Here is a 23987-nt window from a genome sequence, read left to right on the forward strand (position 1 = left end):
AGAGCTGCCCGAGATGAAAAAGATCTGGACCTTTCTAGCCAGGGACGAGGGCGCGGTGACGGTTGATTGGGTGGTCCTGACCGCAGCGATCATCGGTCTTTGCGTGCTGATCGCTTCGGCGATGCAGGACGGTGCCATGGGGCTGGCAGACGCGCTGATGGCCTATATGGCCAACTGGACGTTCGGCTAGGGCCCGCTGCGCTCACTTGACCTACGACAGAGCGCAGCACCGCCCGGCCGCAACCGACACCGTCCCCAAAATGCGGGTCGGCAACATGATGAATGAGAGGTACCACAATGCGTGCGGTTTTCGGACTCGTGCTGATTGTCGGTGTCGCCTTGGCCGGTGGCGCCGTTATGATGGCGAAGAACTATATCTCGGCCTATCAAAATGAACTGGCCCGCGAGCGGGCGAACCGTGCGGACGTTGTTCCGACCACGGATATCTTTGTTGCCACGAAACAGCTCAAATACGGCGAGCGGCTGACAGAAGACGCAGTTCGCAAGGTGCGCTGGCCGGAAGAGTCGGTGCCCGAAGGAGCCTTTACCAGCCTCGAGGCGCTGTTTCCGCCCGAGCGCGCGGACGAGCCACGCGTGGTGCTGCGCACAATGGAAAAGGATGAGCCGCTCATGGCCATCAAGGTGACCGCCCCGGGTGAGGATGCCGGTATCACCTCGCGCCTTGCACGCGGCATGCGCGCCTTTGCGATCAAGGTCGATGTCGCCTCCGGCGTCTCGGGCTTCCTGCGGCCCGGTGACCGGGTGGACGTCTACTGGACCGGCGCTGTGCGCGGGGCGACTGCGGGTGTTCAGGGCGACGTGACGCGCCTGATCGAAACGAATGTGGAACTGATCGCCGTTGACCAAAGCGCCGGCGGCGACATCAATGGCGCAGTCATCGCCCGCACCGTCACCGTCGCGGCCCGTCCTGAACAGGTCGCCGCGCTGGCTCAGGCCCAGAGCACAGGCAAGCTGTCCCTCGCTCTTGTCGGCGCCGAAGATGATACAGTGGCCGCCATGGTCGAAGTCGACCAGCGCAAACTGCTTGGCCTGAGCGAAGTGGAAGCGCCGGTCATCGCCCAGGAAGAACGGGTTTGCACCATCCGCACCCGCCGCGGCGCGGAAGTGGTGGAAATTCCGATCCCCTGCTCAAACTGATCTGCCCAGCCAGGAGGGGCGTTCCAGCACCAGACCCTGGCCACCCACCGCCGCCCGTCACCGGGTGGCGGTTTTTTTGTGATGTTGCCCCTACCCCACACCAGCCAGACCGCTCCGCCCCGCACGCGGCCTTTGTTTCTTGCAATATTGAGGGAATTGCCGCAGACTGCACAAAATTATCGGGCAAAAAGACCCGAAGTTGAGGCGTGATCGGAAAGGCAGGTCACATGGCATTTCGAAGGTTTCTTGCTGCGGCCCTGACCGGGCTTGCGTTGGTATGCGTGGCGGCCCCCGATGGGGCTCAGGCCAATGGTGTGCGCGTTGTAAAAAAGGGGGCGTCCGCGTCTCTGGACGTGCCGATGAACCGCGCCGTGGTGGTCGAAAGCGACGTTCCTTTCGCGGAACTCAGCATCGCCAATCCCAGCATCGCCGATATTTCCTCGCTGTCTGACCGCACCATTTACGTGCTCGGCAAATCGCCGGGTCTGACCACGCTGACGCTGCTGGATGCATCCGGTCGCCTGATCACGAACGTCGATGTGCGCGTTGCAGCCGATGTGACCGAGTTCAAGGAACGCCTGCGCCAGATCCTGCCCGGCGAAAAGATCGAGGTCCGCACCGCCAATGACGGCATCGTCCTGTCCGGCACGGTCTCAAGCTCGGCGCGGCTCCAGCGCGCTCTGGATCTGGCCGAACGGTATGCGCCGGATCGGGTCAGCAACCTGATGTCGGTGGGCGGTGTCCAGCAGGTCATGCTGAAAGTCCGCTTTGCCGAGATGCAGCGCTCGGTCTCCAAATCGCTCAGCTCGTCTCTGGGTGTGAACGGCGGGAACAGCTTCGGCGTCAATGGCGGCGTCAATACGCTGAACAACCAGGGCGCGCTGACCAATGCTCTCTCGGGGAATATCCCTGCCGCCAACAGCAACACCGGCGCGATCCTGTTCGGCTTCAACGTCGGCTCGGTGCAGGTCGGCCTGCTTCTGGAAGCGCTGGAACAGAAAGGCGTCGTGCGCACGCTCGCCGAGCCGAACCTCTCGGCGCTGTCCGGCCAGGAGGCGAAGTTTCTGGCAGGCGGCGAGTACCCGGTTCCGGTCGCTCAGGAAGACGGGCTGATCACCGTTGATTTCAAGCCCTTCGGGATCGAGCTGAACTTCATCCCCCGCGTGGTGGACGAGGATATCGTGAACCTCGAGCTGAAGGCTGCTGTCTCTGCCATCGATCCGACCAATACGCTTGAACTGAACGGGTTGTCGATCAACGCCTTCTCGCGCCGGGAAACCTCGACAACGGTTGAAATGCGCGACGGCGAAAGCTTTGCAATCGCCGGGCTGATCAAGGACGAATTCCTTGATAATGCATCACAATTGCCTTGGATCAGCGATGTTCCGGTGCTGGGCGCCCTGTTCCGCAGCGCTGACTACCAGCGGTCGCAGACAGAATTGGTCATCATCGTCAGCGCTCATCTTGTCACCCCCACGCGGGGCGAAGCGCTGGCGCTACCCACCGACCGCATCAAACCACCCAGCGAAGCGGACCTGTTCCTGTTCGGACGCACCGCGCGCAGCCGGTCCGGCCCCGCAAGCGAGGTTGCAAAACAGGACTTCAACGGCTCCTATGGCTATGTAATGGACTGACCTGAAGAAAGATGGGGCCGATGATCAAGAAATCCGCTGCCTTGGCGCTCATGCTGACCACCGCCGCCTGCGCGACCCGCGAAGCCGGAGAGCCATTGTCGAGCAGTGTTTTCGGCCATTCCACGCTGAACAACGCCGCCGTCATGAGCGGCGAGCGCGACTATGCCATCCAACTGGCGGGTCGCTTTGCCGAAGAAGTTCCGACCACCATCACATTCGATTTCGACAGCGCACAGCTGGATGGAGAGGCGCGCGCGACGCTGGATCAGCAGGCCCAATGGATCAAGCAGTTCCCCGAGGTGCGTTTCCGCGTCTATGGCCACACCGATGCCGTAGGCAGCGCGGCCTATAACAAACGTCTTGGCAAACGGCGCGCCCAAGCGGCCGTGAATTATCTGGTATCCAGGGGAATCAGCCGTGCGCGGCTCGAAGCTCTGGTCTCCTATGGAGAAACCCAACCCCTGATCGTCACGCAACAGCGCGAGCGGCGCAACAGGCGCACCGTGACCGAGGTCAGCGGCTTCCTCAAGCGCCACCCCACTGTTCTGGATGGGAAATACGCTCAGATCGTCTATCGCGAATACATCGCCAGCGCGGTTCCGGCCACCACCCTGACAGCCGAGCAGACCCTGCAATCCACCTTGGAATAAAATTCCCTCCTAAAACCCCTTAACTTTTCCCTACAATTGGATGCTTTTGGCCCAATTGTGGTCAAGATCTTAACAGACATTCTCTACAAGAGGTGAAATACGCCCCGGCTGAAGGAGGCGATACGCCTTGAGACTAAGAGGATGTTGGCGATGAGCAGCGAACTGCCGCAAACTGATACACCTGCCATTGTTGCCTGTACCATCAGCCGCGATGTGCAGAATTTCGACCTCTTGATCGAAGACATGGAAACGGCACTGGGCGAGGCATGGGGTGATCTCGGGTTTTCCGAGGCGCTGGCCTTTTTCAACCAGCCCGAAGCCGAATCGCTTCAATTCGTGGCCATGGCCATGGACAGCGAGGATGAAGAAAACCTGCCCCTGATGGGCAACATCATCACCGAGGCCCATGCCAAGGGCATCAAGGTGATCCTGATCGCTGAAGATGTGACTCCCGCCGCCCTTCATTCTTTGCTGCGCCTCGGCGCTGATGAGTTCATCCCCTATCCGCTTCCCGAGCAGGAACTGCAGGCCGCAATCGACCGGCTGAGCGCACCCGCGCCCCAGCCCGCCGCCGCGGCGGAAAATCCGCACCAGCTGAAAAGTGGCAGCCGCCGCGAAGGTGCATTGATCGTGTGTCACGGGCTGGCCGGGGGCACCGGATCGACGACACTGGCCGTGAACCTTGCCTGGGAGCTGGCGGAACTCAGCAAAAGCAAGGAGCCGCGCGTTTGCTTGCTCGATTTCGACATGCAGTACGGGTCGGTCTCGACCTATCTCGACTTGCCGCGCCGCGAAGCCGTGATGGAGATGCTGAGCGAGACGGACAGTCTGGACGAAGAGGTCTTTGGGCAGGCCCTGCTGCCGTTCCAGGAAAAATTGCAGGTCCTCACGGCACCATCGGATATGATCCCGCTTGAGATCATCACGCCAGAGGACGTGGAACGGGTGATCGAGATGGCCCGCAGCCATTTCGATTTTGTGGTGGTGGATCTGCCGCACACGCTGGTGCAATGGTCCGAAACCATCCTGCAGCTGGCTCATGTCTATTTTGCAGTGATTGAGCTCGACATGCGCTCGGCCCAGAACACGGTGCGGATGAAACGCGCCCTGCAATCCGAAGGGCTGCCCTTTGACAAGCTGCGGTTCGTGCTGAACCGGGCGCCCAAGTTCACCGACCTCAGCGGCAAATCCCGTGTCAAACGCATGGGGGACAGCCTCGGCATTTCGATCGACCTGCAACTGCCGGACGGTGGCAAACCGGTCCTGCAAAGCTGCGATCACGGCCTGCCCTTGGCCCTGTCCAATGCCAAGAACCCGCTGCGCAAGGAAATCGCGAAACTCGCCCAGTCGCTTCATGAACTGGGCCAGAGCGAAGCGGACGCAGCCGCCTAACCTGCAGGAACTCCGGGGGAAAAAGAGTTGTTTTCGAAATACAAGAAGCAAGCACCCAGCGCGCGCCCGGCTCCGGCCGCAGCGCCCGCGCCGACCGCTGGACCCGCCGAGACACCGGCTGCGGCTGCGTCGCTGCGCCGTCCGGTTACCCGCAACATGGCCGAGGCTGCACCCGCTGACAAAGACCGCAAGCGCAAGGAACGTCTGGGCGAAATCAAGGTTCAGCTCCACCGCGAACTGCTGGACAACCTGAACCTTTCCGCGCTGGAAAAGGCCAGCGAGAAGGAGTTGCGGGCCGAGATCGCGCAGATTGCCGGTGAGATCCTCGAAGAGAAAGGCATCGTTCTCAACCGCGAAGACCGCATGACGCTCAACAAGGAGCTTTATGACGAAGTCACCGGCCTTGGTCCGCTGGAGTCGCTGCTGCAGGATGAAACGGTCAGCGATATCCTGGTGAACGGCCCCCAGCAGATCTTTGTGGAGCGCGAAGGCAAGCTGCAGCTGTCGGACGTCACCTTCAAGGATGAAAAGCATCTGATGCGGATCATCGACAAGATCGTCTCGGCCGTGGGGCGGCGCGTCGATGAATCCAACCCCTACGTGGACGCCCGCCTGGCGGACGGTTCGCGTTTCAACGCAATGGTGCCGCCCATTGCGGTGGATGGATCGCTGGTGTCGATCCGGAAATTCAAGAAAGACAAGCTGGGCATTGATGATCTCGTCAGCTTCGGCGCCTTTACGGAAGAAATGGCTGCATATCTGCAAGCCGCCGTTTCCACGCGCCTGAACATTATCGTCTCGGGCGGTACGGGGTCTGGTAAGACCACGACGCTCAACGCGCTTTCGAGCTTTATCGACGATGCCGAGCGGATCCTCACCATTGAGGACACCGCCGAATTGCAGCTGCAACAGACCCATGTGGGCCGGATGGAAAGCCGCCCGCCCAACGTCGAGGGCAAGGGCGAGGTTTCCCCGCGCGACTGTCTGAAGAACGCCCTGCGGATGCGCCCGGACCGGATCATCGTGGGCGAGACCCGCGGCGAAGAGGTCATCGACATGTTGCAGGCCATGAACACCGGCCATGACGGGTCGATGACCACGATCCACGCGAACTCGGCCCGTGATGGCGTGTCGCGCCTTGAGAACATGATCGCAATGGCAGGCATCGAAATGCCGATCAAGGCAGTACGCAGCCAGATTTCATCGGCTGTGAATGTCATCGTGCAGGCCTCGCGTCTGCAGGACGGCTCGCGCCGGATGACCTCGATCACCGAGATCACCGGAATGGAAGGCGATGTGATCTCGATGCAGGAGATCTTCCGCTTTCAGCGTGTGGGCCTGACACCCGACAACAAGATCATCGGCCATTTCACCGCCACCGGCGTGCGCAGCCACTACTCCGAGCGGTTCCGCCTTTGGGGCTACGATCTGCCGCCCTCGATCTATGAACCCACGCGGATGGAGTAACAGAGATGCAAGTGCCCATCGAACCGCTGATTTACGGTCTGATCTTCGTCGGCGTCATCGTGCTGGTCGAGGGAATCTATCTGGTCGTCTTTGGCAAATCGATCCGCCTGAACAGCAAGGTCAGCCGTCGGCTTGAGATGCTGGAGAAGGGCAATACCCGCGAAGAAGTACTGGAGCAGCTCCGCAAAGAACTGAAACAGCACGGGAAATCACAGTCCATCCCGCTGTACTCCCTGTTGGCCGAGCGCGCCCAAAAGGCCGCGATCGCGTTCACGCCGCAGCAGCTGATGATGATCATGGCCGGGGTGGCCGTCATCGCCTTTATCGCGCTCAGTGTCGGAACCGCCGCCCCGATGCCGGTGCGGGCCCTCGGTTCGATAATCATCGGCGTGGGCGGGGTCTTTTTCTGGGTGAACAAGAAAGCCAGCAAACGCATGGCGCTGATCGAAGAGCAACTGCCGGACGCGGTCGAACTGATGGTGCGGTCCCTGCGGGTCGGGCACCCCTTTTCATCAGCCATTCAGATCGTCTCCAACGAAATCGAAGATCCTCTGGCCTCGGAATTCGGCATGATCGCGGATGAATCGGCCTATGGGCGCGACATCGGTGAGGCGCTCAAGGAAATGGCAGAGCGGCTGGATCTGCAGGACATGCGGTTTTTGGCGGTTGCGGTCACGATCCAGCAGCAGTCGGGCGGTAACCTGGCCGAGGTTCTGGCTGGCCTTGCCAAGGTGATCCGCGCCCGCTTCCGCCTGTTCCGCAAGGTGAAGGCCATCACCGCCGAAGCGCAATGGTCGGGCAAATTCCTGTCCGGTTTTCCCTTGTTCGCCCTGGGCGTTCTGTTGGTCAGAGACCCCAACTACTATGACAACGTCCTTGACCACCCCTGGTTCATTCCCGCCTGTTTCGTGGTCGGGATCATGCTGACGATCAATCTGTTCGTCATGAAGATGCTCACCAACATTGAGGTCTGAGGAGAAGTTCCATGTCCATCCTATCCGACTTGAACGGTTTCCTGACTGATCAGTTTGGTGCCTTCGGGCCGCTCCTTGCCATTGGCATTCTGGGCCTTCTGATGATCGTTCTGGCGATTCCCCTGCTGCTCAATCAGCCCGAAGATCCGCTCAAGAAGCTGCAGAAGGACATGTCGCCCGAGACACAGCCCAAACAGCAGAAAGAGCGCCTGCGCCAGGGCAACCGCAACGAGCAGCTGCAAAAATTTGCTTCGTTCCTGGAGCCGCAGAACGCCGAAGAGCTGTCTGCGATGGAACTGAAACTGCGCCAGGCGGGCTATGCCTCCAAAGATTCGGTGCGCCTGTTTCACTTTGCCCAGTTTGCCTTGGGCCTCTTGGGGCTGGGCGCCGGGCTGTTCTACGTCTTTGTGATGAAAGCCGGGACCGAATTTGACAGCCAGCAGCTGGCCCTTCGCATTCTTGGTCCCGGCGGTGCAGGCTACATGCTCCCCAGATACTGGATCACCCGCCGCATCGAAGAGCGCAAGAAACAGATCACCCAAGGCTTTCCCGACGCGCTGGACATGATGCTGGTCTGCGTGGAGGCGGGGCAGTCTCTTGACCAGTCCATCGTGCGCGTCGCAAAGGAGCTGCACGCCTCCTACCCCGCGCTGGCCGAAGAATTCGAAATCGTTGCCTATGAGATGAAGGCGGGCAAGGAAAAGGAAAAGGTGATGCGCGATATGGGCACCCGCTGCGGGGTGCAGGACATATCCTCCTTTGTCACCGTGATGATCCAGTCCCAGGCCTTTGGTACATCCATCGCTGATGCGCTGCGGGTTTATGCGGACGAGATGCGCGACAAGCGCGTGATGCGCGCCGAAGAGGCGGCAAACAAGTTGCCTGTGAAAATGACTCTTGCCACAATGGGCCTGACGGTGCCTCCGCTTCTGATCATTCTGGTCGGACCTTCGGTGGAAGGCATCTCGAATATGGGCAATATGGGTAACTGATCATGACCAGGCTGCGCAGGGCGGCGGAACTCCGCCCCTGCCCCTCACACTCCGCCGCCCGCGCCGCCGCGCTGGTGGCGTTTCTCGTCGCATCCTCCTGTGCACCGCAGTTCGCACGGGAAGAGCCTGACAGCCCCTGGGCGCCCGGCGTGGATCTGCGCAAGCAGGCCGAAGACGGTCTGGTGGTCGGCCATCGCCTGATGGATGCGGGCGAATACGAGCTGGCACTCGATGCCTTCAACCGGGCCGCATTGGACCAGGGGCTGACACCCGAGGTGCTGTCCGGCATGGGATCGGCGAACCTCGGCCTTGGGCGCCTGGGTCAGGCCGAAGCGCTGCTGCGCCGCGCCACCAAGGCGGCTCCCGACTGGCCAGAGGCTATGAACAACCTTGGTGTTGTCCTGATGGAGCGGGGTAAAACGCCCGAAGCCGCGCAGATCCTGCGCCGGGCCTATGCGCTCGACAATGGCGAAAGTGACGCAATCCGGGATAATTTGCGCCGGGCACTCGAAAAACTTGAAAATTCCGCGCATAGTGATCCGCAAAACGAAAGTCGAAGCGACTTCACATTGATGCGGCAAGGCGGCGGCAGCTATCGGATCGGAAAGAATCCCTAGGCCAGCCATCAGATCCGCAAGGGCAGAGCAGCAAAAGGACGCATAAAATGCGCCAGTTTATTCTTGTGACGACAGGGCTTGTGGGCGTTCTTGCCCTTTCGGCCTGTGCGGAACCCGATGGCAAAGAAACCGTTGAACGCGCCTTTGAAGAGGTCAATGTCGTGGATGCGCACAACCTCAACGAGGTGATGCTCTCCGTGGCCGACCCGAACGAGGCCGTGAGCTATTTCCAGAAATCCCTTAAATCCTCGCCTGATCGCATCGATTTCCAGCGTGGTCTTGCCACCTCGCTGATCCGGGCCAAGCGCAACACCGAAGCCGCAGGCGCCTGGAAGAAGGTCGCGGCCCATGCAGAGGCCACTGTCGAGGACCGCATCTCGCTGGCGGACGCCCTGATCCGTGTCGGTGACTGGAAAGGTGCAGAAGACGCGCTGGACTCTGTCCCTCCCACCCATGAAACCTATCGCCGCTACCGTCTGGAAGCGATGGTCGCGGATGCCAACAAGGAATGGAAACGCGCCGACAGTTTCTATGAAATCGCGACGGGCCTGACGACACAGCCCGCAAAGGTGATGAACAACTGGGGTTATTCCAAGCTTTCGCGCGGCCAATTCGCCGAGGCCGAGCGCCTGTTCAGCGATGCGATCCGCCAGGACCCGACACTTTTCACTGCCAAGAACAACCTGGTTCTGGCCCGCGGCGCCCAGCGCAACTACACGCTGCCGGTGATCCCGCTGGATCAGACCGAACGCGCACAGCTGTTGCACACAATGGCCCTGTCCGCGGTCAAGCAGGGCGACGTCAAAACCGGTGAGAACCTTCTGCGCGAAGCCCTTGCGACCCATCCGCAGCATTTCGAGGCCGCCGCCCGCTCCCTTGCGGCGCTTGAAAACGGCTGATCCATGATGCACCTGGCCATCCCGGCCCATGTCGCCCTGTGGTTTCTGCCCTTCGTGCTGCCGCTCTGCTATGCGGCGGCGCTGACAGACCTGCGCGGCATGCGCATTCCCAACTGGATCAATGATTGCCTCGGGCTGGTTTACATCATTGTTGGGATCTTCGTGATGCCGACCTGGGCCGATTATGGCTGGCAGCTTTTGCACCTGCCCGTCGGCATTGCGCTGGGGTTCCTGTTTTACTCCGCCGGCATGATCGGCGCGGGGGATGCCAAGTTTGCAGGTGCGGCCGCGCCTCTGGTGGCCCTGTCAGACCTCCCCGCACTGATGATGATCTTCTCTGCAAACCTTCTGGCTGGGTTTGTGACACACAGGCTCGTGAAACACACCCCGCTGCGCAGACTCGCCCCCGACTGGCTCAGCTGGAACGTGGGCAGCAAGTTTCCAATGGGTCTCTGTCTTGGGGCAACGCTTGCCATCTACCTTATCCTGGGCGCGCTTTTGGGAAGCCCGGCTGCGGGCTGAACCGGGCTCTTTAATAAAATACCGCAGAAAACGGCGCCTGCACGGCGCGCGTTTTCCCGGAAATGCACCAGCATTGCCGTTCTCTTGCCACAGTGACGCGTAGACTGATCTTCAGGAGTGGATCCCCTGATGGCGGGGCTGAGTGGGCCCTCCCCCACAAGGCCGCCTTCAGGGGAGCAGGTTGAACAGACAGGCCGTGACATGAATATGCAGACTAGCGCCGTGGTGGCGCCGCCCGCGCCGCGCGGGCTTGCCCAGATGCAGCTTCCCATCGTGATGATGCGGGATATCCTGCTCAAAACGATGTTCCGCAAGAATGCTGACCTGGTCAGCGATATTGCTGCGGCCATCTGCCTTCCGATCCCCGTCACGCAGGAACTGGTCGACATGGCCCGCGAGCAAAAGCTGTTGGAGGCGACGGGCACGCTCAACGCCAACAGCGGCAACGAGATGGGCTATCAACTGACAGATGCCGGCCGCGCGCGCGCGCTGGATGCACTCAGCCAATCGGAATACTACGGCGCCATGCCGGTGCCACTCGATGTCTACCGCGAACAGGTCGAGCGCCAGTCGATCCGCAACATCATGGTGACCCGTCAGCAACTGACCCAGGCCATGGGCCACCTGATCCTGCCCGATAGCCTGCTGGATCACCTCGGCCCCGCCGTCAGCGCGGGCCGGTCGATCCTGATGTATGGCCCACCCGGCAACGGTAAATCCTCGATCTCCAACGGCATTCGCGATGCCCTGGGCGATTGCGTCTATGTTCCACGCGCCATCGAATACGCCGGTCAGGTGATCACCGTCTATGACCCCATCGTGCACACGGCAGCCCCCGAAGAGGCCGAGGATCCCAATGCCCTGCGCCGGGCCCGCCGGTTTGACACCCGCTACGTCAAATGCGAGCGCCCCACCGTTGTCACCGGCGGTGAACTGTCCCTGTCGATGCTCGATCTGGTCTACAACCCCACAGCACGCACCTATCAGGCACCTCTGCAGTTGAAATCCACCGGCGGCATCTTCATCGTCGATGACCTTGGCCGCCAGGCAGAGCCGCCCCAGGCGCTGGTCAACCGCTGGATCGTGCCGCTGGAAGAGGGCCGCGATATCCTTGCCCTGCAATCGGGGGAAAAGTTCGAGGTCCCGTTCGATACGCTGGTGATCTTCTCCACCAACTTTCACCCGAACGAGATCTTCGACCAGGCGGCGCTGCGCCGGATCTTTTTCAAAATCAAGATCGACGGGCCGGATCAGGAGAACTTCCTCAAGATCTTTGCGCTGGTGGCACGCAAGAAAGGCGTGCCCCTGGATGAGGCGACCTTGGTGCACCTCCTAAAGACCAAATACCCAACTATCGGCAATGTCTACGCCAACTATCAGCCAGTCTTCCTGATCGATCAGATGATGGCAATCTGCGATTTCGAGGGCATCCCCTATCAAATGAGCCCCGACCTGATCGACCGCGCCTGGGCCAACATGTTCGTCAAGGACGAAACCATCGTGAAATAGGCAGGCCGGGCACTCCCGCCCGTCGTCGGCCTTTTGGACAAAAGACCTCCTCCCGTTGGGCCCGGCGCCGCGCCTGCGCGGCGCCGGGCCCAAGGCCGCCAAGGGGTATCGGCGCAGCCGATGCACCTGCGGGCGCGGGAGCCTTCGCCCCTTTTGGGATTTGCGCAGACCGCCACGCGGACTAAATAGGGAACATGGATCACCTGCCCCCTCAGATCTCTGACTGGTTCAAAACCCGCGCATGGAGCCTGCACCCGCACCAAGCAGAGATGCTGGCCCGTTCAGGGGATCCCGCGACGCTCTTGATTGCCCCAACCGGCGGTGGCAAGACCATGGCCGGTTTCCTGCCAACGCTGGCGGACCTCGCGGGCAACACACATGATGGCCTTCACACGCTCTATGTCTCGCCCCTAAAGGCGTTGGCTGCGGACATAAAGCGTAACCTCACCGGCCCTGTGGCAGAGATGGGTCTGCCCATCCGCATCGACGAAAGGACCGGCGACACGCCCCAGTCACGTCGCAAACGCCAGCGCACAGACCCGCCGCATATCCTGCTAACCACACCGGAAAGCCTTGCGCTGATGGTCTCTTACGAAGACGCCGAGCGCACGTTCAAGGGCCTCAAACGCATCGTCATCGACGAAATCCACGCCCTCGCGGAAAGCAAACGGGGCGATCAGTTGATGCTGGCCCTGTCGCGCCTGCAAAGCCTCTGTCCCAACTTACGCCGTGTAGGCCTGTCCGCTACGGTGGACGATCCTGCCTCCATTGCGCGTTACCTGGCCCGCCACCCCGATCCCTGCACGATTGTCGAGGCAGACCCCGGCCCCGCGCCCGACATCGCCATGCTGGAGACTGCCGAGGCGCCCCCCTGGGCCGGGGGCGGTGCGGCCTATGCGATCCCTGCCGTTCTGGAGCAAATCCGTACCCATCAGACCACGCTCATCTTTCACAACACCCGTGCCCAGGCTGAGATCTTTTTTCACAATCTCTGGCTTGCCAATGAGGACGCGCTGCCCATCGCCATCCATCACGGCTCACTCGACCGGGTGCAGCGCGAGCGGGTCGAGGCAGCGATGGTCGCGAATGACTTGCGGGCGGTGGTCTGCACAGGCTCGCTCGACCTTGGCATCGACTGGGGCAACGTAGACCTGGTGATCCAGATCGGTGCGCCCAAGAACGTCAAACGCCTTGTGCAGCGGATCGGGCGGGCCAATCACCGCTACAACGCTCCGTCAAAGGCGCTGCTAGTGCCCGCCAACCGGTTCGAGGTGGTGGAGTGTCAGGCCGCGCTTGAGGCTGTCAAAGAGGGCAAGCTGGACGGCGATCCACGCCAACCGGGGCCGCGCGATGTGCTGTGCCAGCATATCCTGATCCGCGCCTGCGCGGGGCCGTTTGAGGCCGATGCGCTCTTTGCCGAAGTCACCGGCACCGGCGCCTATTCCTCTCTCACCCGAGACGCCTTCGACGCTTGCCTCGACTTTTGTGCCACCGGCGGCTATGCCCTGCGCGCCTATGACCAATGGCAGCGCCTGCTGCAGCGCCCGGATGGGCTATGGCAACTGCGCGATCCCCGCTCTGCCGCGCGTATCCGCATGAACATCGGCACCATTCAGGACGCCGACCTTCTGAAAGTGCGCATGAAGCGCAGCCGCGGCGGCAAGCCTCTGGGCGAGATCGAAGAGGCCTTTGCTGCCACGCTCACCCCCGGTGACACCTTCCTGATCGGCGGGCAGATCGTGCGCTACGAGAGTTTGCGCGAAATGACCGTCGAGGTCAGCCGCGACCGGGGGCGCAAACCCAAGATCGCGGTCTTCTCGGGCACAAAATTCGCCACCTCCACACAGCTGAGCCAGGGCATTCTTGACCTTCTGGCGCAGGACGCATGGCCCGACCTGCCCGCACATACATCCGACTGGCTGGCTCTGCAGCGCGAGGTATCCGAACTGCCGCGTGTAGGCGAGATGCTGATCGAAACATTCCCGCATCAAGGCCGTGAACACGCCTGTCTGTACGGCTTTGCAGGACGCAATGCGCAACAGACGCTGGGACTTCTGGCCACGAAACGGATGGAGGAGCTGGGCCTTGATCCCCTCGGATTTGTCGCAACCGATTACGCCACGCTGATCTGGGGGCTGTCTGAACTGACTGATCCTGCCCCCCTGCTGGACGGGCAGGCCTTGCGCGATGGGCTGGAGCGCTGGCTGGCCGGGAACGCCGTGATGAAACGCGCCTTTCGCGCCTCCGCTACCATTGCAGGCCTCATTGAACGCAACACCCCCGGCAGCCGCAAGTCCGGGCGGCAGGCGACCTTCTCGTCCGACATTCTCTATGACACGCTGCGCAAATACGACCCCAATCACCTGCTTCTGGACATCACTCGCGACGAGGCGCTGAGCGGCCTTGTGGATTTTGCCCGTATCGAGGAAATGACGGATCGCATCCGGGGCCGCATCAGCCTGCGGCGCCTGAGCCGGATCAGCCCGCTGGCAGCGCCGCTCTTGCTGGAGGCCGGCAGGGTGCCCGTGCAGGGCGCGGGCGCCGAAAAGCTGATGCAGCAGGAAGCGGCGGAACTGATGCGCGCTTCGCGCCTTGAAACCCTCGCACAATGAGGCTTGCGGGCAGACCAGAAACCGGCGATCAGACGCTCATGAGTGGCTATGACTTCACCCTTGCGGGCACCCGGCTTATCGCCCTTGGCAGCGGCGCCCTCTGGTGGGCCGACCACCGGCTCTTGTGCGTGTCGGACCTGCACCTAGGCAAATCCGAACGTCACCTCAGGCGCGGTGGCGCGGCCCTGCCGCCTTATGAGGTGCGCGATACGCTGAACAGGCTGTCCGCCCTGATCGAGCAGTTTTCGCCAGATACGGTCCTGTGCCTTGGCGACAGTTTCGACGACCTAGCCGCCGCCGAGGTTCTGCCCGCGCCGGAAGCCGAAGACTTGCGCCAGATGGTAGTGGCGCGGGAGTGGATCTGGATCGAGGGCAACCATGACCCCGGCGCGACGCGCTTTGGCGGACAAAGCTGCGATGAGATCACTATCGGGCCCCTCACTTTTCGCCATATCGCACGCGCGGATGCAAAGCCCGGAGAGGTCTCAGGCCACTATCACCCAAAGGCGCGCCTCAGCCGGGGAAGCGCGCGTCCTGCTTTTCTGCTGGATCATACCCGGCTGATCCTGCCCGCGTTCGGCACCTACACAGGGGGCTTGCGCACCAGCGATCCGGCTCTCGCAGGACTTATGGCACCGCAAGCGGTCGCCATCCTGACTGGGCCGACGCCCCTGCCCTGCCCGATGCCACGCTGACGCAACGTCTTGTTCCCTCGGGCAGATCCCGCGTCTAAACTCGGGCCATGAGCACAACACGCATCCAAGACAGTTTCGCCCGCCAAAGCATGATGACCACCCTTGGCGCCACTCTCGACAGTGTGGAGCCGGGCAAGGTGGTGATCTCCGCGCCCATCCTGCCAACCAGCCGTCAGCAACATGGCGCCGCACATGCCGCGCTGACCTTTGCCATCGGCGACAGCGCTGCGGGCTATGCCGCGCTCAGTCTTCTGCCCGAAGACCAGGAAGTGATGACAGCAGAGATCAAGATCAACCTTCTGGCGCCGGGCATCGGGGATCGGTTGCGCGCCACGGGCACCGTGATCAAACCGGGTCGACGCCTGGTGGTGGTAACATCTGAAGTGCATGCCATCACCGGGGGCGAGGAAAAACTGATTGCCATCCTCCAGGGCACCATGGTGCCGGTCACGCCCTAGATGACACGAAAACACCCGCCGAGAACCTTGGGCGGGTGCTTGTCGTTTCACCAAAACGGCAAAAGGCTCAGGCTGTCAGCCCTTCGGGTTCTTCCAGCCCATGCGCGCGGCAGCAGGCGGTCAGGGTATTTGCCAGCAGACAGGCGATGGTCATCGGGCCAACGCCGCCCGGCACCGGGGTGATGGCGCCTGCAACCTCTGACACCGGGGCAAAGTTCACGTCCCCGAGCAGCTTGGTCTTGCCGGGTTTCTCCGGGTGCGGCACGCGGGTGATGCCGACGTCGATCACCGTGGCACCGGGTTTGACCCAATCGGCCTGCACCATTTCCGAGCGCCCGACCGCAGCCACAAGGATATCGGCGCGGCGGCAGACCTCGGGCAGATCGCGGGTGCGCGAATGGGCAATCGTCACGGTGCAGTTTTCCTGCAGGAGGAGCTGCGCCATCGGCTTGCCAAACAGGTTCGAGCGGCCAATCACCACCGCATTGAGGCCCGTCATATCGCCGAGCTGATCGCGCAGCAGCATCAGACAGCCCAGCGGCGTACAGGAGACCAGCCCCTTTTCGCCGCTTGCCAAAAGGCCCGCATTGACAACGCTCAAGCCATCCACGTCCTTGGACGGGTCAATGCGCGCCACGACGGCGCGCTCATCGAGGTGATCCGGCACCGGGAACTGGCACAGGATCCCATGCACGGCGGGGTCGGCATTGAGCTGGTCGATCAGCGCAAAAAGATCCGCCTCGGACACGTCGGCGGGCAATCTATGCTCAAAGGAGGCCATGCCGACCTCGACCGTCTGCCGGTGTTTGGCGGCCACATAGACCTCGCTTGCCGGATCTTCGCCGACCAGAATCACCGCAAGGCCGGGCGTGATGCCGTGGTCCTCTTTCAGGCGCGCCACATGGTCCGCCACTTTTGCGCGCACCGTGGCCGCAAAAGCCTTGCCGTCGATGAGTGTCGCTGCCATCTGCCAAAATCCTCTTTTTGCGGGTCTCGTGTCGGGGTGCGCCGAAACGCGATACGGCCCGGAACCCCTTCCGGGCCGCAGATTGCGCAAATTTCGCCTCAGAACAAGCCTTCGATCTGTCCTTCGGCGTTCAGATGGATGTTTTCCGCCGCAGGAACCCGCGGCAGGCCCGGCATGGTCATGATCTCGCCGCAGACCACCACCACGAACCCGGCCCCTGCCGACAGGCGCACCTCACGCACCGGCACAGAATGGCCCGTGGGCGCACCGCGCAGGTTTGGATCCGTCGAAAAGCTGTACTGGGTTTTCGCCATGCAAACCGGCAGATGGCCGTAGCCCTGATCCTCCCAGAGTTTCAGCTGATCGCGGATCTTCTTGTCGGCCAGCACTTCGTCGGCGCGATAGATACCCTTGGCGATACGCTCGATCTTCTCGAACAGGCTCAGCTCGTCGCGGTAGAGCGGCGCGAACTGGCTGACGCCGCTGTCGGCGATCTCGGCCACGCGGCGGGCCAGCGCTTCGGACCCTTCCGAACCCAGCTCCCAGTGGCGCGACAGGATCGCTTCGGAACCTTGGGTTTCAACGTAGTCCTTGACCGCCTGGATCTCGGCCTCGGTGTCGGTCACGAAGTGGTTGATGGCTACCACAACCGGCACGCCAAAGGATTTGAGGTTGCCGATGTGGCGGCCGAGGTTGGCGCAGCCCTCCATCACTGCCTCGACGTTCTCGGCGCCAAGATCGGCCTTGGCAACGCCGCCGTTCATCTTCATCGCGCGCACGGTGGCCACCAGCACCACGCAATCAGGGGCCAGCCCCGCCTTGCGGCATTTGATGTTCATGAACTTCTCGGCGCCAAGATCCGCACCAAACCCGGCTTCGGTCACCACGTAGTCGGCCACTTTCAATGCGGTTTGCGTCGCGATGACCGAGTTGCAGCCGTGGGCGATATTGGCGAAAGGACCGCCGTGAACGAAGGCCGGGTTATTCTCCAGCGTCTGCACCAGGTTCGGCTGCATCGCATCCTTGAGCAGAACCGCCATGGCGCCTTGAGCCTTGATGTCACGGCAGAAAACCGGGCTGCGGTCGCGGCGGTAGGCCACGATCATATCGCCCAGACGCTGCTCGAGATCCTTGAGGTCCTTGGCCAGGCAGAGGATCGCCATCACTTCGGAGGCCACGGTGATGTCAAATCCACCCTCGCGCGGGAAGCCATTGGCAACGCCGCCAAGCGAGACGTTGATCTGGCGCAGGGCGCGGTCGTTCATGTCGACGACCCGGCGCCACTGGACGCGGCGGATGTCGATATCCTGCTCGTTGCCCCAATAGATGTGGTTGTCCAGCATGGCCGACAGCAGCGAGTGGGCCGAAGTGATCGCGTGGAAATCGCCGGTGAAGTGGAGGTTCATGTCCTCCATCGGCACCACCTGCGCGTAACCGCCCCCGGCGGCGCCTCCCTTCATGCCGAAGTTGGGGCCAAGCGAGGCCTCGCGAATGCAGATCATCGCGTTCTTGCCGATCCGGTTCAGCCCGTCGCCCAGACCCACGGTGGTGGTGGTCTTGCCCTCACCCGCCGGGGTCGGGTTGATCGCGGTCACCAGGATCAGCTTGCCGTTTTCCTTGCCCTGAACGGAGTCGATAAAGGGCTGACTCACCTTTGCCTTGTCATGGCCATAGGGCAGAAGATCGTCATGGGACATGCCCAGTTTGGCGCCGATCTCCTGAATCGGGAGCTTCTTTGCCTCGCGCGCGATTTCGATATCACTCTTGTAGCTCATGGCCTCGTTCCTGACCTGTTTCATCGGTTGACCGGCAGCGCAGCCGGGGTTGATCAAGACTTATCCAGACTGCGGCAATTCGCGCGCGTGTTTTCCGACGTTATCACGCTTCGAAGCGGCGTCCGCAGCTTTGGATCGGAACCCTTGGGGGTCGAAAGGAACGCAATGTGCCCCTTTGAAGACCTGTTCAGGGTGCCCAGGCGCGCTGGTCAGGGACAAAAACCGCCAGCTGATCGCCAAGAGACAGGCGACCGGGACGCTCGACCCAGGCGGTGATTCCCCGCCGGTTCTTGGCGGCCGGTTTAAACTTGGCGCCATAGCCGGTGTGATCCTTCTCGATCTCGCGGCCAGGCAGAACGCAGGGGCGGTTTTCCATATCGACGGTCAGAGTCGTGCCATCCGGGCCCTGCAGGCGCGTATTTGGCGGGATAAATGTGAAATCAGGGATTCCGCGCAGAACCAGCGTAGCGCCAAGGCGCGCCGGATCGAGCCGCTCAAGCCCCATGTCCGCGGCAATCAGCGCCAATTCTTCTTCGGAGAGGATCGTCAGCTGCCGGACATTGCGGATCTCGGTCCCCTGCGGGTAAAGGTTCTTGACCCGAACGCATGAGGCGCGCGCCTCGCCCTCGTGTCGTTCTCCGTTTATGCCGTGAAAGCCGAGATCCAGAGCATCCCGCTTCATCGCCGAAAGATCGTTTCCTGCCGGAACCGCACCCATCCAGGTGATTTCCCCTACATAATCGGTTTTGCGCAATACGGGCATTCTGAGGCTCCTGAAAAATGAACTTAGTATCGGTACGGCTGCCAGACCACAGCTGATCGTGCGGCGACCATACAGGCAAAAGGCGGAACTTCCAGACGTTTGAGAACGGATCTCGAAAGAGAACGGTCGGATCGCAAAGCGATCCGACCCGGGCGCTGGGGCGCCGGGCAGCAAAGCTGCCCGGCGCCCCAGCGCCATCCCCTGACGACAGCATTGGTCTTCAGTTGGAATGAAAAGGCCCGGTCGATGACCCGGCCTCACTATCTCATTCGATTCAGGCTGAAGGCTCAGGCTCCATGCCCCCTTCCGGCGGGGACTTTTTCGGCTTGGCCTTCGGTACCGAGGTGATCGACGCACTACCTTTGTCGGCATCGTCCCCTTCATCCTGACCAGAATGCGGCGGCTCACCTTTCATGACGCGCTTGATCTCGTCGCCGGTCAGCGTCTCATATTCCAGAAGCCCCTGGGCCAGACGCTCCCACTCATCCTTGTGGTCGGTGAGGATCTTGAAAGCCCGCTCATAGCCGTTCTGGATAAAGGAACGCACCTCGTCCTCGATCATCTCCTTGGTATGCGCCGAAACCGAGAAGCCCGCTGTGTTGCCGCTGTATCCTTCATGCGCCTCGGCATAATCGATGTTGCCGACCTTATCCGACATGCCCCAGCGCATCACCATGGCGCGCGCCAGCTGGCTTGCCTGCTGGATATCGCCGGCAGGGCCGTTGGAGACGTGGTTTTCGCCATACTTGATGATCTCGGCGGCCTTACCGGCCATGGTCATCGCCAGCTTCTGTTCACACTCGTCCTTGTGCCAGTTGAGGCGGTCCATTTCAGGCAGGCTGACCACCATGCCAAGGGCGCCACCACGCGGGATGATCGTAGCCTTGTAGACAGGATCGCACTCGGGCAGCTTGAGGCCCACGACGGCATGACCGGCCTCGTGATAGGCGGTCTTTTCCTTCTGGTCCGCCGTCAGCACCATCGAGCGACGCTCAGCGCCCATCATCACCTTGTCCTTGGCGTTCTCGAAGTCTTCCATTGTGACAAAGCGGCGGCCAACGCGGGCGGCCATCAGGGCGGCCTCGTTCACCAGGTTCGCCAGATCCGCACCCGAGAAACCCGGGGTGCCCCGCGCGATGATGCGCAGGTCCACATCGGGGCCAAGCGATGTCTTGCGTGCATGAACGCCCAGAATCTTTTCGCGGCCCTTGATGTCAGGGTTGCCGACGGTGACGTTGCGGTCAAAGCGGCCCGGACGCAGCAGCGCAGGGTCCAAAACATCGCGGCGGTTGGTTGCGGCGAGGATGATCACGCCCTCGTTCGCCTCGAACCCGTCCATTTCCACCAAGAGCTGGTTCAGCGTCTGCTCGCGCTCGTCATTGCCGCCGCCATACCCGGCGCCACGATGGCGACCCACGGCGTCGATTTCGTCGATGAAGACGATACAGGGCGCGTTCTTCTTGGCCTGTTCGAACATGTCGCGCACGCGGGAGGCACCCACGCCGACGAACATTTCGACAAAGTCCGAACCCGAAATGGTGAAGAAGGGCACGCCCGCCTCACCCGCAATGGCACGGGCCAGCAGCGTCTTACCGGTGCCCGGAGGGCCCACCAGCAGCGCGCCTTTCGGGATCTTGCCACCGAGGCGCGAGAACTTCTGCGGGTTGCGCAGGAATTCCACGATCTCTTCCAGCTCTTCCTTGGCTTCGTCGATCCCGGCCACATCGTCAAAGGTCACCCGGCCATGTTTCTCGGTCAGCATCTTGGCCTTGGACTTGCCAAAGCCCATGGCGCCGCCCTTGCCGCCGCCCTGCATGCGGTTCATGAAGTAGACCCAGACGCCGATCAGCAGAAGGAACGGCAGCAGGGTAATCAGGAAGGACTGGAAGCCCGACTGCTCCTGCTTTTCCGCTCGAACCGGAATGTTGTTCTCGATCAGCATCGAGGTGACTTCGGCGTCGCCCGGCCTGATGGTGACATAGCTCTGCCCGTCAGAGGTCGTGAAACGAACTTGCTCGCCGTCGAGCGTCACGGTGCTGACCTGACCTGCCTCTACGGCGGACACAAAGTCGGAATAGGTGCGCTCACGGCTCTGCATGGTGCTGCCGGATCCGCTGAACAGGTTGAACAGCGCGAGGATCAGCAGGAACAGAACAACCCAGAAGGCGATATTGCGTGCATTTCCCAAGGAAAGTCTCCCAATGTTCCAGGCGACACGCGGCCGCCTGCGTTGAGCATAAAATAGGGAACATTCAGTCAGGTTCAATGCGATAAAAAGGATGCATGGAACTCTTCTTCTCCGCGGACCAGCTCTGCCCTGCATCCATCGGCATGGCCCGCCAATGGCGCGGCAATCAGTTCAGCGCCTTTCCAAAGGGCCGGTGTGACCACAAGAACCGGTGCAGGAAGTCCGGTTGCGCGCCAGTCCGTGCAGTGGCGAAGCCCATCCTCGCCCAGGGTACGAACCTCGCAATCCCTTGTTTCTTTGGCAAGAATGCGCCAGCGACCATCCCAAATCTCGTCCGGTGCCGCATGGCAATCCACAACGGCGCGGCTTTCACGGCAAATCCAGATCCGGCCCTGATGACACAAGAGGCGGGCCCCGCCCAAGGTTGACCCCACTCCCGTGCGAAGCCCTGCAATCGCCGCAAGCATGGGGGCGCGGCGCGGCGGATATCCCTTTGACGTGGTCCATTTTATCGCAGCAACGAGCAATCTGTAGGCAATCTCATCCGGTAGAGCGGCAAAACCGGCCCGGTCAAGTGAGATGGCGCCCGCGCGCACCTCGGCCAGATCCACGGCCGCAGCTTTCGTCGCCTGTTCAAGAGCTTGGCGCGCCTGTGCCATATTCGCGGCCACCGTGGTCAAGGCATCGACGGTCAGGCCAAGATGCTGCAACTGCGCCAGTGTCTGGCGCACGCGCACGCGCTCGAATCGCACATCTTCATTTGAGGGATCCTCGATCCACGTCCCCCCTGCGCTGCTCAGATAGGCCCGCAGATCTGCCCGGCGCACCCAAAGCAGCGGACGCCAAAGCGTCACGCCATTGAAATCCCGCTGGGCAGACATCGCCGACAGGCCATCAACACCAGAGGCGCGCATCAGCCGCATGAGGACGGTTTCCGCCTGATCATCCGCCGTGTGCCCAAGGGCCAGCCATGCAATGTCCTTTGCACGCGCCCAATCTGCCATCAGGGCATAGCGCGCCTGCCGCGCCGCGTCCTGCAGACTGCCGCCCCCTGGCCCCTCTTGCCAGGGCAGGATGTCATGCGACAGGCCCAAGCCTTTGGCCAGGTCTGTCACCTGCCGCGCCTCGGCCGCAGAGGCCGCGCGCAGCCCATGGTCAACCGTCACCACGCATATCTCGACCCGATTTTGGGACAGGCGTTGATGCAGAAGGTGGAGCAGCGCAACCGAGTCGCTGCCCCCGGACACGGCCACCCCGATCCGTTTGGGAAGGGGCGTCGGCAGTTCGGCGTCCAGCCGTTTCAGAATATCGTCGGGGCTTCTCGTCAAGAACAGCTCAGCCGCGCCATCTCGGCCTGGGCCTTGGCAACGGTGTCATTACCCGCAAAGCGCGCACCGACTTCCGACAGGGTGATGCAGGCCTGATCCACCTGCCCCAGCCGCCCGAGAGCCGCGCCCAGCTCAAACAGCGCATCCGGCGCCATCGGACCAACCGCATCGCCGGTAAAGGACGCCAGATAGGCCCGCGCTGCCTCACGGGTGTCGCCCAGCCCCTCCATCGCCTTGCCGCGATGAAAGTCGGCCTTGGCCGCAAGCGGACTGCCCGGATAGGCCGCATTGAAGGCCGCGAATTTATCAGCGGCCTCCTGATAACTGCCATTCTCAAGCGCAGCCTTGGCAGCATCGAAATCCGCGCGCTCACCCACGGCCAGCTCTTCGGTGGGGCCGGTCTGAACCGCAGGCGTTTCGGCATTGCCCCCTTCAGTATCCCCGCCAAGCGTCGTGGTCTTACCCAGCGCCGCGATATCGCCGCCTTCCAGTTCCACCAGGCGGAACTCAAGATCACCGATCCGGTTGGTGCCATCCGCGACGATCCGGTTGATGCGGTACTCCAGCTGCTCGGTCTGCGCCGTCAGCCGCTGCAGCTCCATCTCGATTGCTTCGACCCGGTCCAGAACCGACGTCCCGGCGAGGTTGGTCGAAGGCGCACCGGTGGTCGACAACTCTCGGTTGAGGCGCTGGATCTCAACATGCAGCACCGTCAGCTCCTGCCGGATATCGGCAAGGGTCTGCTGGTCCTGTGCCAGCACGGGCAGCGGCGCGCACAGCACGGAGACGGTGATCGAGGCGGTCAGGAAGGCACGGATGGATCGCATCGGATTACCCCGTCAGACCGCTCGCCAGGACGGTCACGGCACGGCGGTTCTTGGCATAACAGCTTTCGTCCGAGCAGATCTCGATCGGGCGTTCCTTACCAAAGCTCACGACCTGGATGCGGTTCCCTGCCACCCCTTGCGAGATCAGGAATTCCCGCGCCGCATTGGCACGGCGCGCCCCAAGGGCCAGGTTGTATTCGCGCGTGCCCTGCTCGTCGGCGTGGCCCTGGATGGTGACGTTGTAATCGGTATTCGCCAAAAGCCAGCCCGCCTGACCGCGCAGGGTTGCCTCTGCCTCGGGCGAAAGAGTGGACTGATCCACCGCGAAGAGAACGCGATCACCGATCGCCTCCTGGAAATAGGCGGGGCTGGTGGGGTCAGAGACCGATCCGGCTGCACCGGCGCCCGCGCCACTGCCGCCAAAACGCGTGTCATCCCATGCCGCGTTACTACATCCCGCCAGCCCGAGGGCTGCGGCCACCACAAGTGCAATCTTAAATCCGCTCATATTCAATCCCTACCCCTTCGCGTTTCTTGACGGCAACCTACCATATGTTGAG

The 23987-nt window shown here is 62.0% G+C and carries 22 protein-coding genes; 15 read left to right on the forward strand and 7 right to left on the reverse strand.

The genetic code is table 11. From position 1 onward, the window contains the following. The first annotated feature begins 13 nt into the window (after positions 1-13). The 15 genes from AADA15_RS08535 to AADA15_RS08605 all read left to right on the forward strand — a co-directional run bounded on the left by AADA15_RS08535 (position 14) and on the right by AADA15_RS08605 (position 15579). Positions 14-190 carry a hypothetical protein gene (locus AADA15_RS08535; protein WP_341641133.1) on the forward strand — a complete coding sequence of 59 codons (177 nt, stop codon included), beginning with the start codon at positions 14-16 and terminating at the stop codon, positions 188-190. Positions 191-297: 107 nt separating this feature from the next. After that, positions 298-1158: a Flp pilus assembly protein CpaB gene (gene cpaB, locus AADA15_RS08540; protein ID WP_341641134.1), complete on the forward strand. Its 861-nt coding sequence runs from the start codon at positions 298-300 to the stop codon at positions 1156-1158. Between the two features lie 227 nt (positions 1159-1385). After that, positions 1386-2792: a type II and III secretion system protein family protein gene (locus AADA15_RS08545; protein WP_341641135.1), complete on the forward strand. Its 1407-nt coding sequence runs from the start codon at positions 1386-1388 to the stop codon at positions 2790-2792. Positions 2793-2812: 20 nt separating this feature from the next. After that, complete coding sequence (locus AADA15_RS08550) at positions 2813-3442, forward strand: OmpA family protein (protein WP_341641136.1); 630 nt, start codon at positions 2813-2815, stop codon at positions 3440-3442. 150 nt (positions 3443-3592) lie between these two features. Beyond that, positions 3593-4834 (forward strand): CpaE/TadZ family protein, encoded by a 1242-nt coding sequence (locus AADA15_RS08555; protein WP_341641137.1) that lies wholly within the window; start codon positions 3593-3595, stop codon positions 4832-4834. Positions 4835-4861: 27 nt separating this feature from the next. Then, entirely contained in the window at positions 4862-6301 is a 1440-nt protein-coding gene (locus tag AADA15_RS08560; RefSeq protein WP_341641138.1) for a TadA family conjugal transfer-associated ATPase, read from the forward strand. Positions 6302-6306: 5 nt separating this feature from the next. Beyond that, positions 6307-7275, forward strand: coding sequence for a type II secretion system F family protein (locus AADA15_RS08565; RefSeq protein ID WP_341641139.1), 969 nt, complete (start codon positions 6307-6309; stop codon positions 7273-7275). An 11-nt stretch (positions 7276-7286) separates the two neighbouring features. Continuing rightward, positions 7287-8267, forward strand: coding sequence for a type II secretion system F family protein (locus AADA15_RS08570; protein ID WP_341641140.1), 981 nt, complete (start codon positions 7287-7289; stop codon positions 8265-8267). A 2-nt stretch (positions 8268-8269) separates the two neighbouring features. Next, entirely contained in the window at positions 8270-8884 is a 615-nt protein-coding gene (locus tag AADA15_RS08575; RefSeq protein WP_341641141.1) for a tetratricopeptide repeat protein, read from the forward strand. Between the two features lie 47 nt (positions 8885-8931). Beyond that, on the forward strand, positions 8932-9783 hold the full coding sequence (locus tag AADA15_RS08580; RefSeq protein ID WP_341641142.1) for a tetratricopeptide repeat protein: 852 nt from the start codon (positions 8932-8934) through the stop codon (positions 9781-9783). A 3-nt stretch (positions 9784-9786) separates the two neighbouring features. After that, positions 9787-10305: a prepilin peptidase gene (locus AADA15_RS08585; protein WP_341641143.1), complete on the forward strand. Its 519-nt coding sequence runs from the start codon at positions 9787-9789 to the stop codon at positions 10303-10305. Positions 10306-10506: 201 nt separating this feature from the next. Further along, positions 10507-11814 carry a DUF8689 domain-containing protein gene (locus AADA15_RS08590; protein WP_341641144.1) on the forward strand — a complete coding sequence of 436 codons (1308 nt, stop codon included), beginning with the start codon at positions 10507-10509 and terminating at the stop codon, positions 11812-11814. Between the two features lie 194 nt (positions 11815-12008). Beyond that, a complete protein-coding gene (locus AADA15_RS08595) occupies positions 12009-14426 on the forward strand; it encodes a ligase-associated DNA damage response DEXH box helicase (protein ID WP_341641145.1) in 2418 nt (805 codons plus the stop codon). Between the two features lie 38 nt (positions 14427-14464). Next, a complete protein-coding gene (pdeM, locus tag AADA15_RS08600; RefSeq protein WP_341641146.1) occupies positions 14465-15121 on the forward strand; it encodes a ligase-associated DNA damage response endonuclease PdeM in 657 nt (218 codons plus the stop codon). A gap of 47 nt (positions 15122-15168) precedes the next feature. Beyond that, positions 15169-15579: a PaaI family thioesterase gene (locus AADA15_RS08605; protein WP_341641147.1), complete on the forward strand. Its 411-nt coding sequence runs from the start codon at positions 15169-15171 to the stop codon at positions 15577-15579. A gap of 67 nt (positions 15580-15646) precedes the next feature. Here the strand turns inward: AADA15_RS08605 and folD are convergent, their stop codons facing one another. The 7 genes from folD to pal form a co-directional block, all read right to left on the reverse strand. Further along, positions 15647-16546, reverse strand: coding sequence for a bifunctional methylenetetrahydrofolate dehydrogenase/methenyltetrahydrofolate cyclohydrolase FolD (gene folD / locus AADA15_RS08610; protein ID WP_341641148.1), 900 nt, complete (start codon positions 16544-16546; stop codon positions 15647-15649). Between the two features lie 98 nt (positions 16547-16644). Next, a complete protein-coding gene (locus tag AADA15_RS08615; RefSeq protein WP_341641149.1) occupies positions 16645-18321 on the reverse strand; it encodes a formate--tetrahydrofolate ligase in 1677 nt (558 codons plus the stop codon). Positions 18322-18508: 187 nt separating this feature from the next. After that, positions 18509-19084, reverse strand: coding sequence for an MOSC domain-containing protein (locus AADA15_RS08620; RefSeq protein WP_341641150.1), 576 nt, complete (start codon positions 19082-19084; stop codon positions 18509-18511). Between the two features lie 274 nt (positions 19085-19358). Further along, complete coding sequence (gene ftsH, locus AADA15_RS08625) at positions 19359-21272, reverse strand: ATP-dependent zinc metalloprotease FtsH (protein ID WP_341641151.1); 1914 nt, start codon at positions 21270-21272, stop codon at positions 19359-19361. Between the two features lie 74 nt (positions 21273-21346). After that, positions 21347-22600, reverse strand: coding sequence for a tRNA lysidine(34) synthetase TilS (gene tilS / locus AADA15_RS08630; RefSeq protein ID WP_341641152.1), 1254 nt, complete (start codon positions 22598-22600; stop codon positions 21347-21349). Continuing rightward, positions 22597-23427, reverse strand: coding sequence for a tol-pal system protein YbgF (ybgF, locus tag AADA15_RS08635; RefSeq protein WP_341641153.1), 831 nt, complete (start codon positions 23425-23427; stop codon positions 22597-22599). Before ybgF ends, tilS begins: the two co-directional genes overlap by 4 nt. A 4-nt stretch (positions 23428-23431) precedes the next feature. Then, on the reverse strand, positions 23432-23935 hold the full coding sequence (gene pal / locus AADA15_RS08640) for a peptidoglycan-associated lipoprotein Pal (protein ID WP_341641154.1): 504 nt from the start codon (positions 23933-23935) through the stop codon (positions 23432-23434). Between the last annotated feature and the right edge of the window lie 52 nt (positions 23936-23987).

This window comes from Phycobacter sedimenti, assembly GCF_038148855.1.
Classification (GTDB): domain Bacteria; phylum Pseudomonadota; class Alphaproteobacteria; order Rhodobacterales; family Rhodobacteraceae; genus Phycobacter; species Phycobacter sedimenti.

Excerpts from the sequence above, each read along its gene's own strand:
- AADA15_RS08535 (WP_341641133.1), top strand. The coding sequence starts at position 14 with ATGAAAAAGATCTGGACCTTTCTAGCCAGGGACGAGGGCGCGGTGACG.
- cpaB (WP_341641134.1), top strand. The coding sequence starts at position 298 with ATGCGTGCGGTTTTCGGACTCGTGCTGATTGTCGGTGTCGCCTTGGCC.
- AADA15_RS08545 (WP_341641135.1), top strand. The coding sequence starts at position 1,386 with ATGGCATTTCGAAGGTTTCTTGCTGCGGCCCTGACCGGGCTTGCGTTG.
- AADA15_RS08550 (WP_341641136.1), top strand. The coding sequence starts at position 2,813 with ATGATCAAGAAATCCGCTGCCTTGGCGCTCATGCTGACCACCGCCGCC.
- AADA15_RS08555 (WP_341641137.1), top strand. The coding sequence starts at position 3,593 with ATGAGCAGCGAACTGCCGCAAACTGATACACCTGCCATTGTTGCCTGT.
- AADA15_RS08565 (WP_341641139.1), top strand. The coding sequence starts at position 6,307 with ATGCAAGTGCCCATCGAACCGCTGATTTACGGTCTGATCTTCGTCGGC.
- AADA15_RS08570 (WP_341641140.1), top strand. The coding sequence starts at position 7,287 with ATGTCCATCCTATCCGACTTGAACGGTTTCCTGACTGATCAGTTTGGT.
- AADA15_RS08575 (WP_341641141.1), top strand. The coding sequence starts at position 8,270 with ATGACCAGGCTGCGCAGGGCGGCGGAACTCCGCCCCTGCCCCTCACAC.
- AADA15_RS08580 (WP_341641142.1), top strand. The coding sequence starts at position 8,932 with ATGCGCCAGTTTATTCTTGTGACGACAGGGCTTGTGGGCGTTCTTGCC.
- AADA15_RS08585 (WP_341641143.1), top strand. The coding sequence starts at position 9,787 with ATGATGCACCTGGCCATCCCGGCCCATGTCGCCCTGTGGTTTCTGCCC.
- AADA15_RS08590 (WP_341641144.1), top strand. The coding sequence starts at position 10,507 with ATGAATATGCAGACTAGCGCCGTGGTGGCGCCGCCCGCGCCGCGCGGG.
- AADA15_RS08595 (WP_341641145.1), top strand. The coding sequence starts at position 12,009 with ATGGATCACCTGCCCCCTCAGATCTCTGACTGGTTCAAAACCCGCGCA.
- pdeM (WP_341641146.1), top strand. The coding sequence starts at position 14,465 with ATGAGTGGCTATGACTTCACCCTTGCGGGCACCCGGCTTATCGCCCTT.
- AADA15_RS08605 (WP_341641147.1), top strand. The coding sequence starts at position 15,169 with ATGAGCACAACACGCATCCAAGACAGTTTCGCCCGCCAAAGCATGATG.
- folD (WP_341641148.1), bottom strand. The coding sequence starts at position 16,546 with ATGGCAGCGACACTCATCGACGGCAAGGCTTTTGCGGCCACGGTGCGC.
- AADA15_RS08615 (WP_341641149.1), bottom strand. The coding sequence starts at position 18,321 with ATGAGCTACAAGAGTGATATCGAAATCGCGCGCGAGGCAAAGAAGCTC.
- AADA15_RS08620 (WP_341641150.1), bottom strand. The coding sequence starts at position 19,084 with ATGCCCGTATTGCGCAAAACCGATTATGTAGGGGAAATCACCTGGATG.
- ybgF (WP_341641153.1), bottom strand. The coding sequence starts at position 23,427 with ATGCGATCCATCCGTGCCTTCCTGACCGCCTCGATCACCGTCTCCGTG.
- pal (WP_341641154.1), bottom strand. The coding sequence starts at position 23,935 with ATGAGCGGATTTAAGATTGCACTTGTGGTGGCCGCAGCCCTCGGGCTG.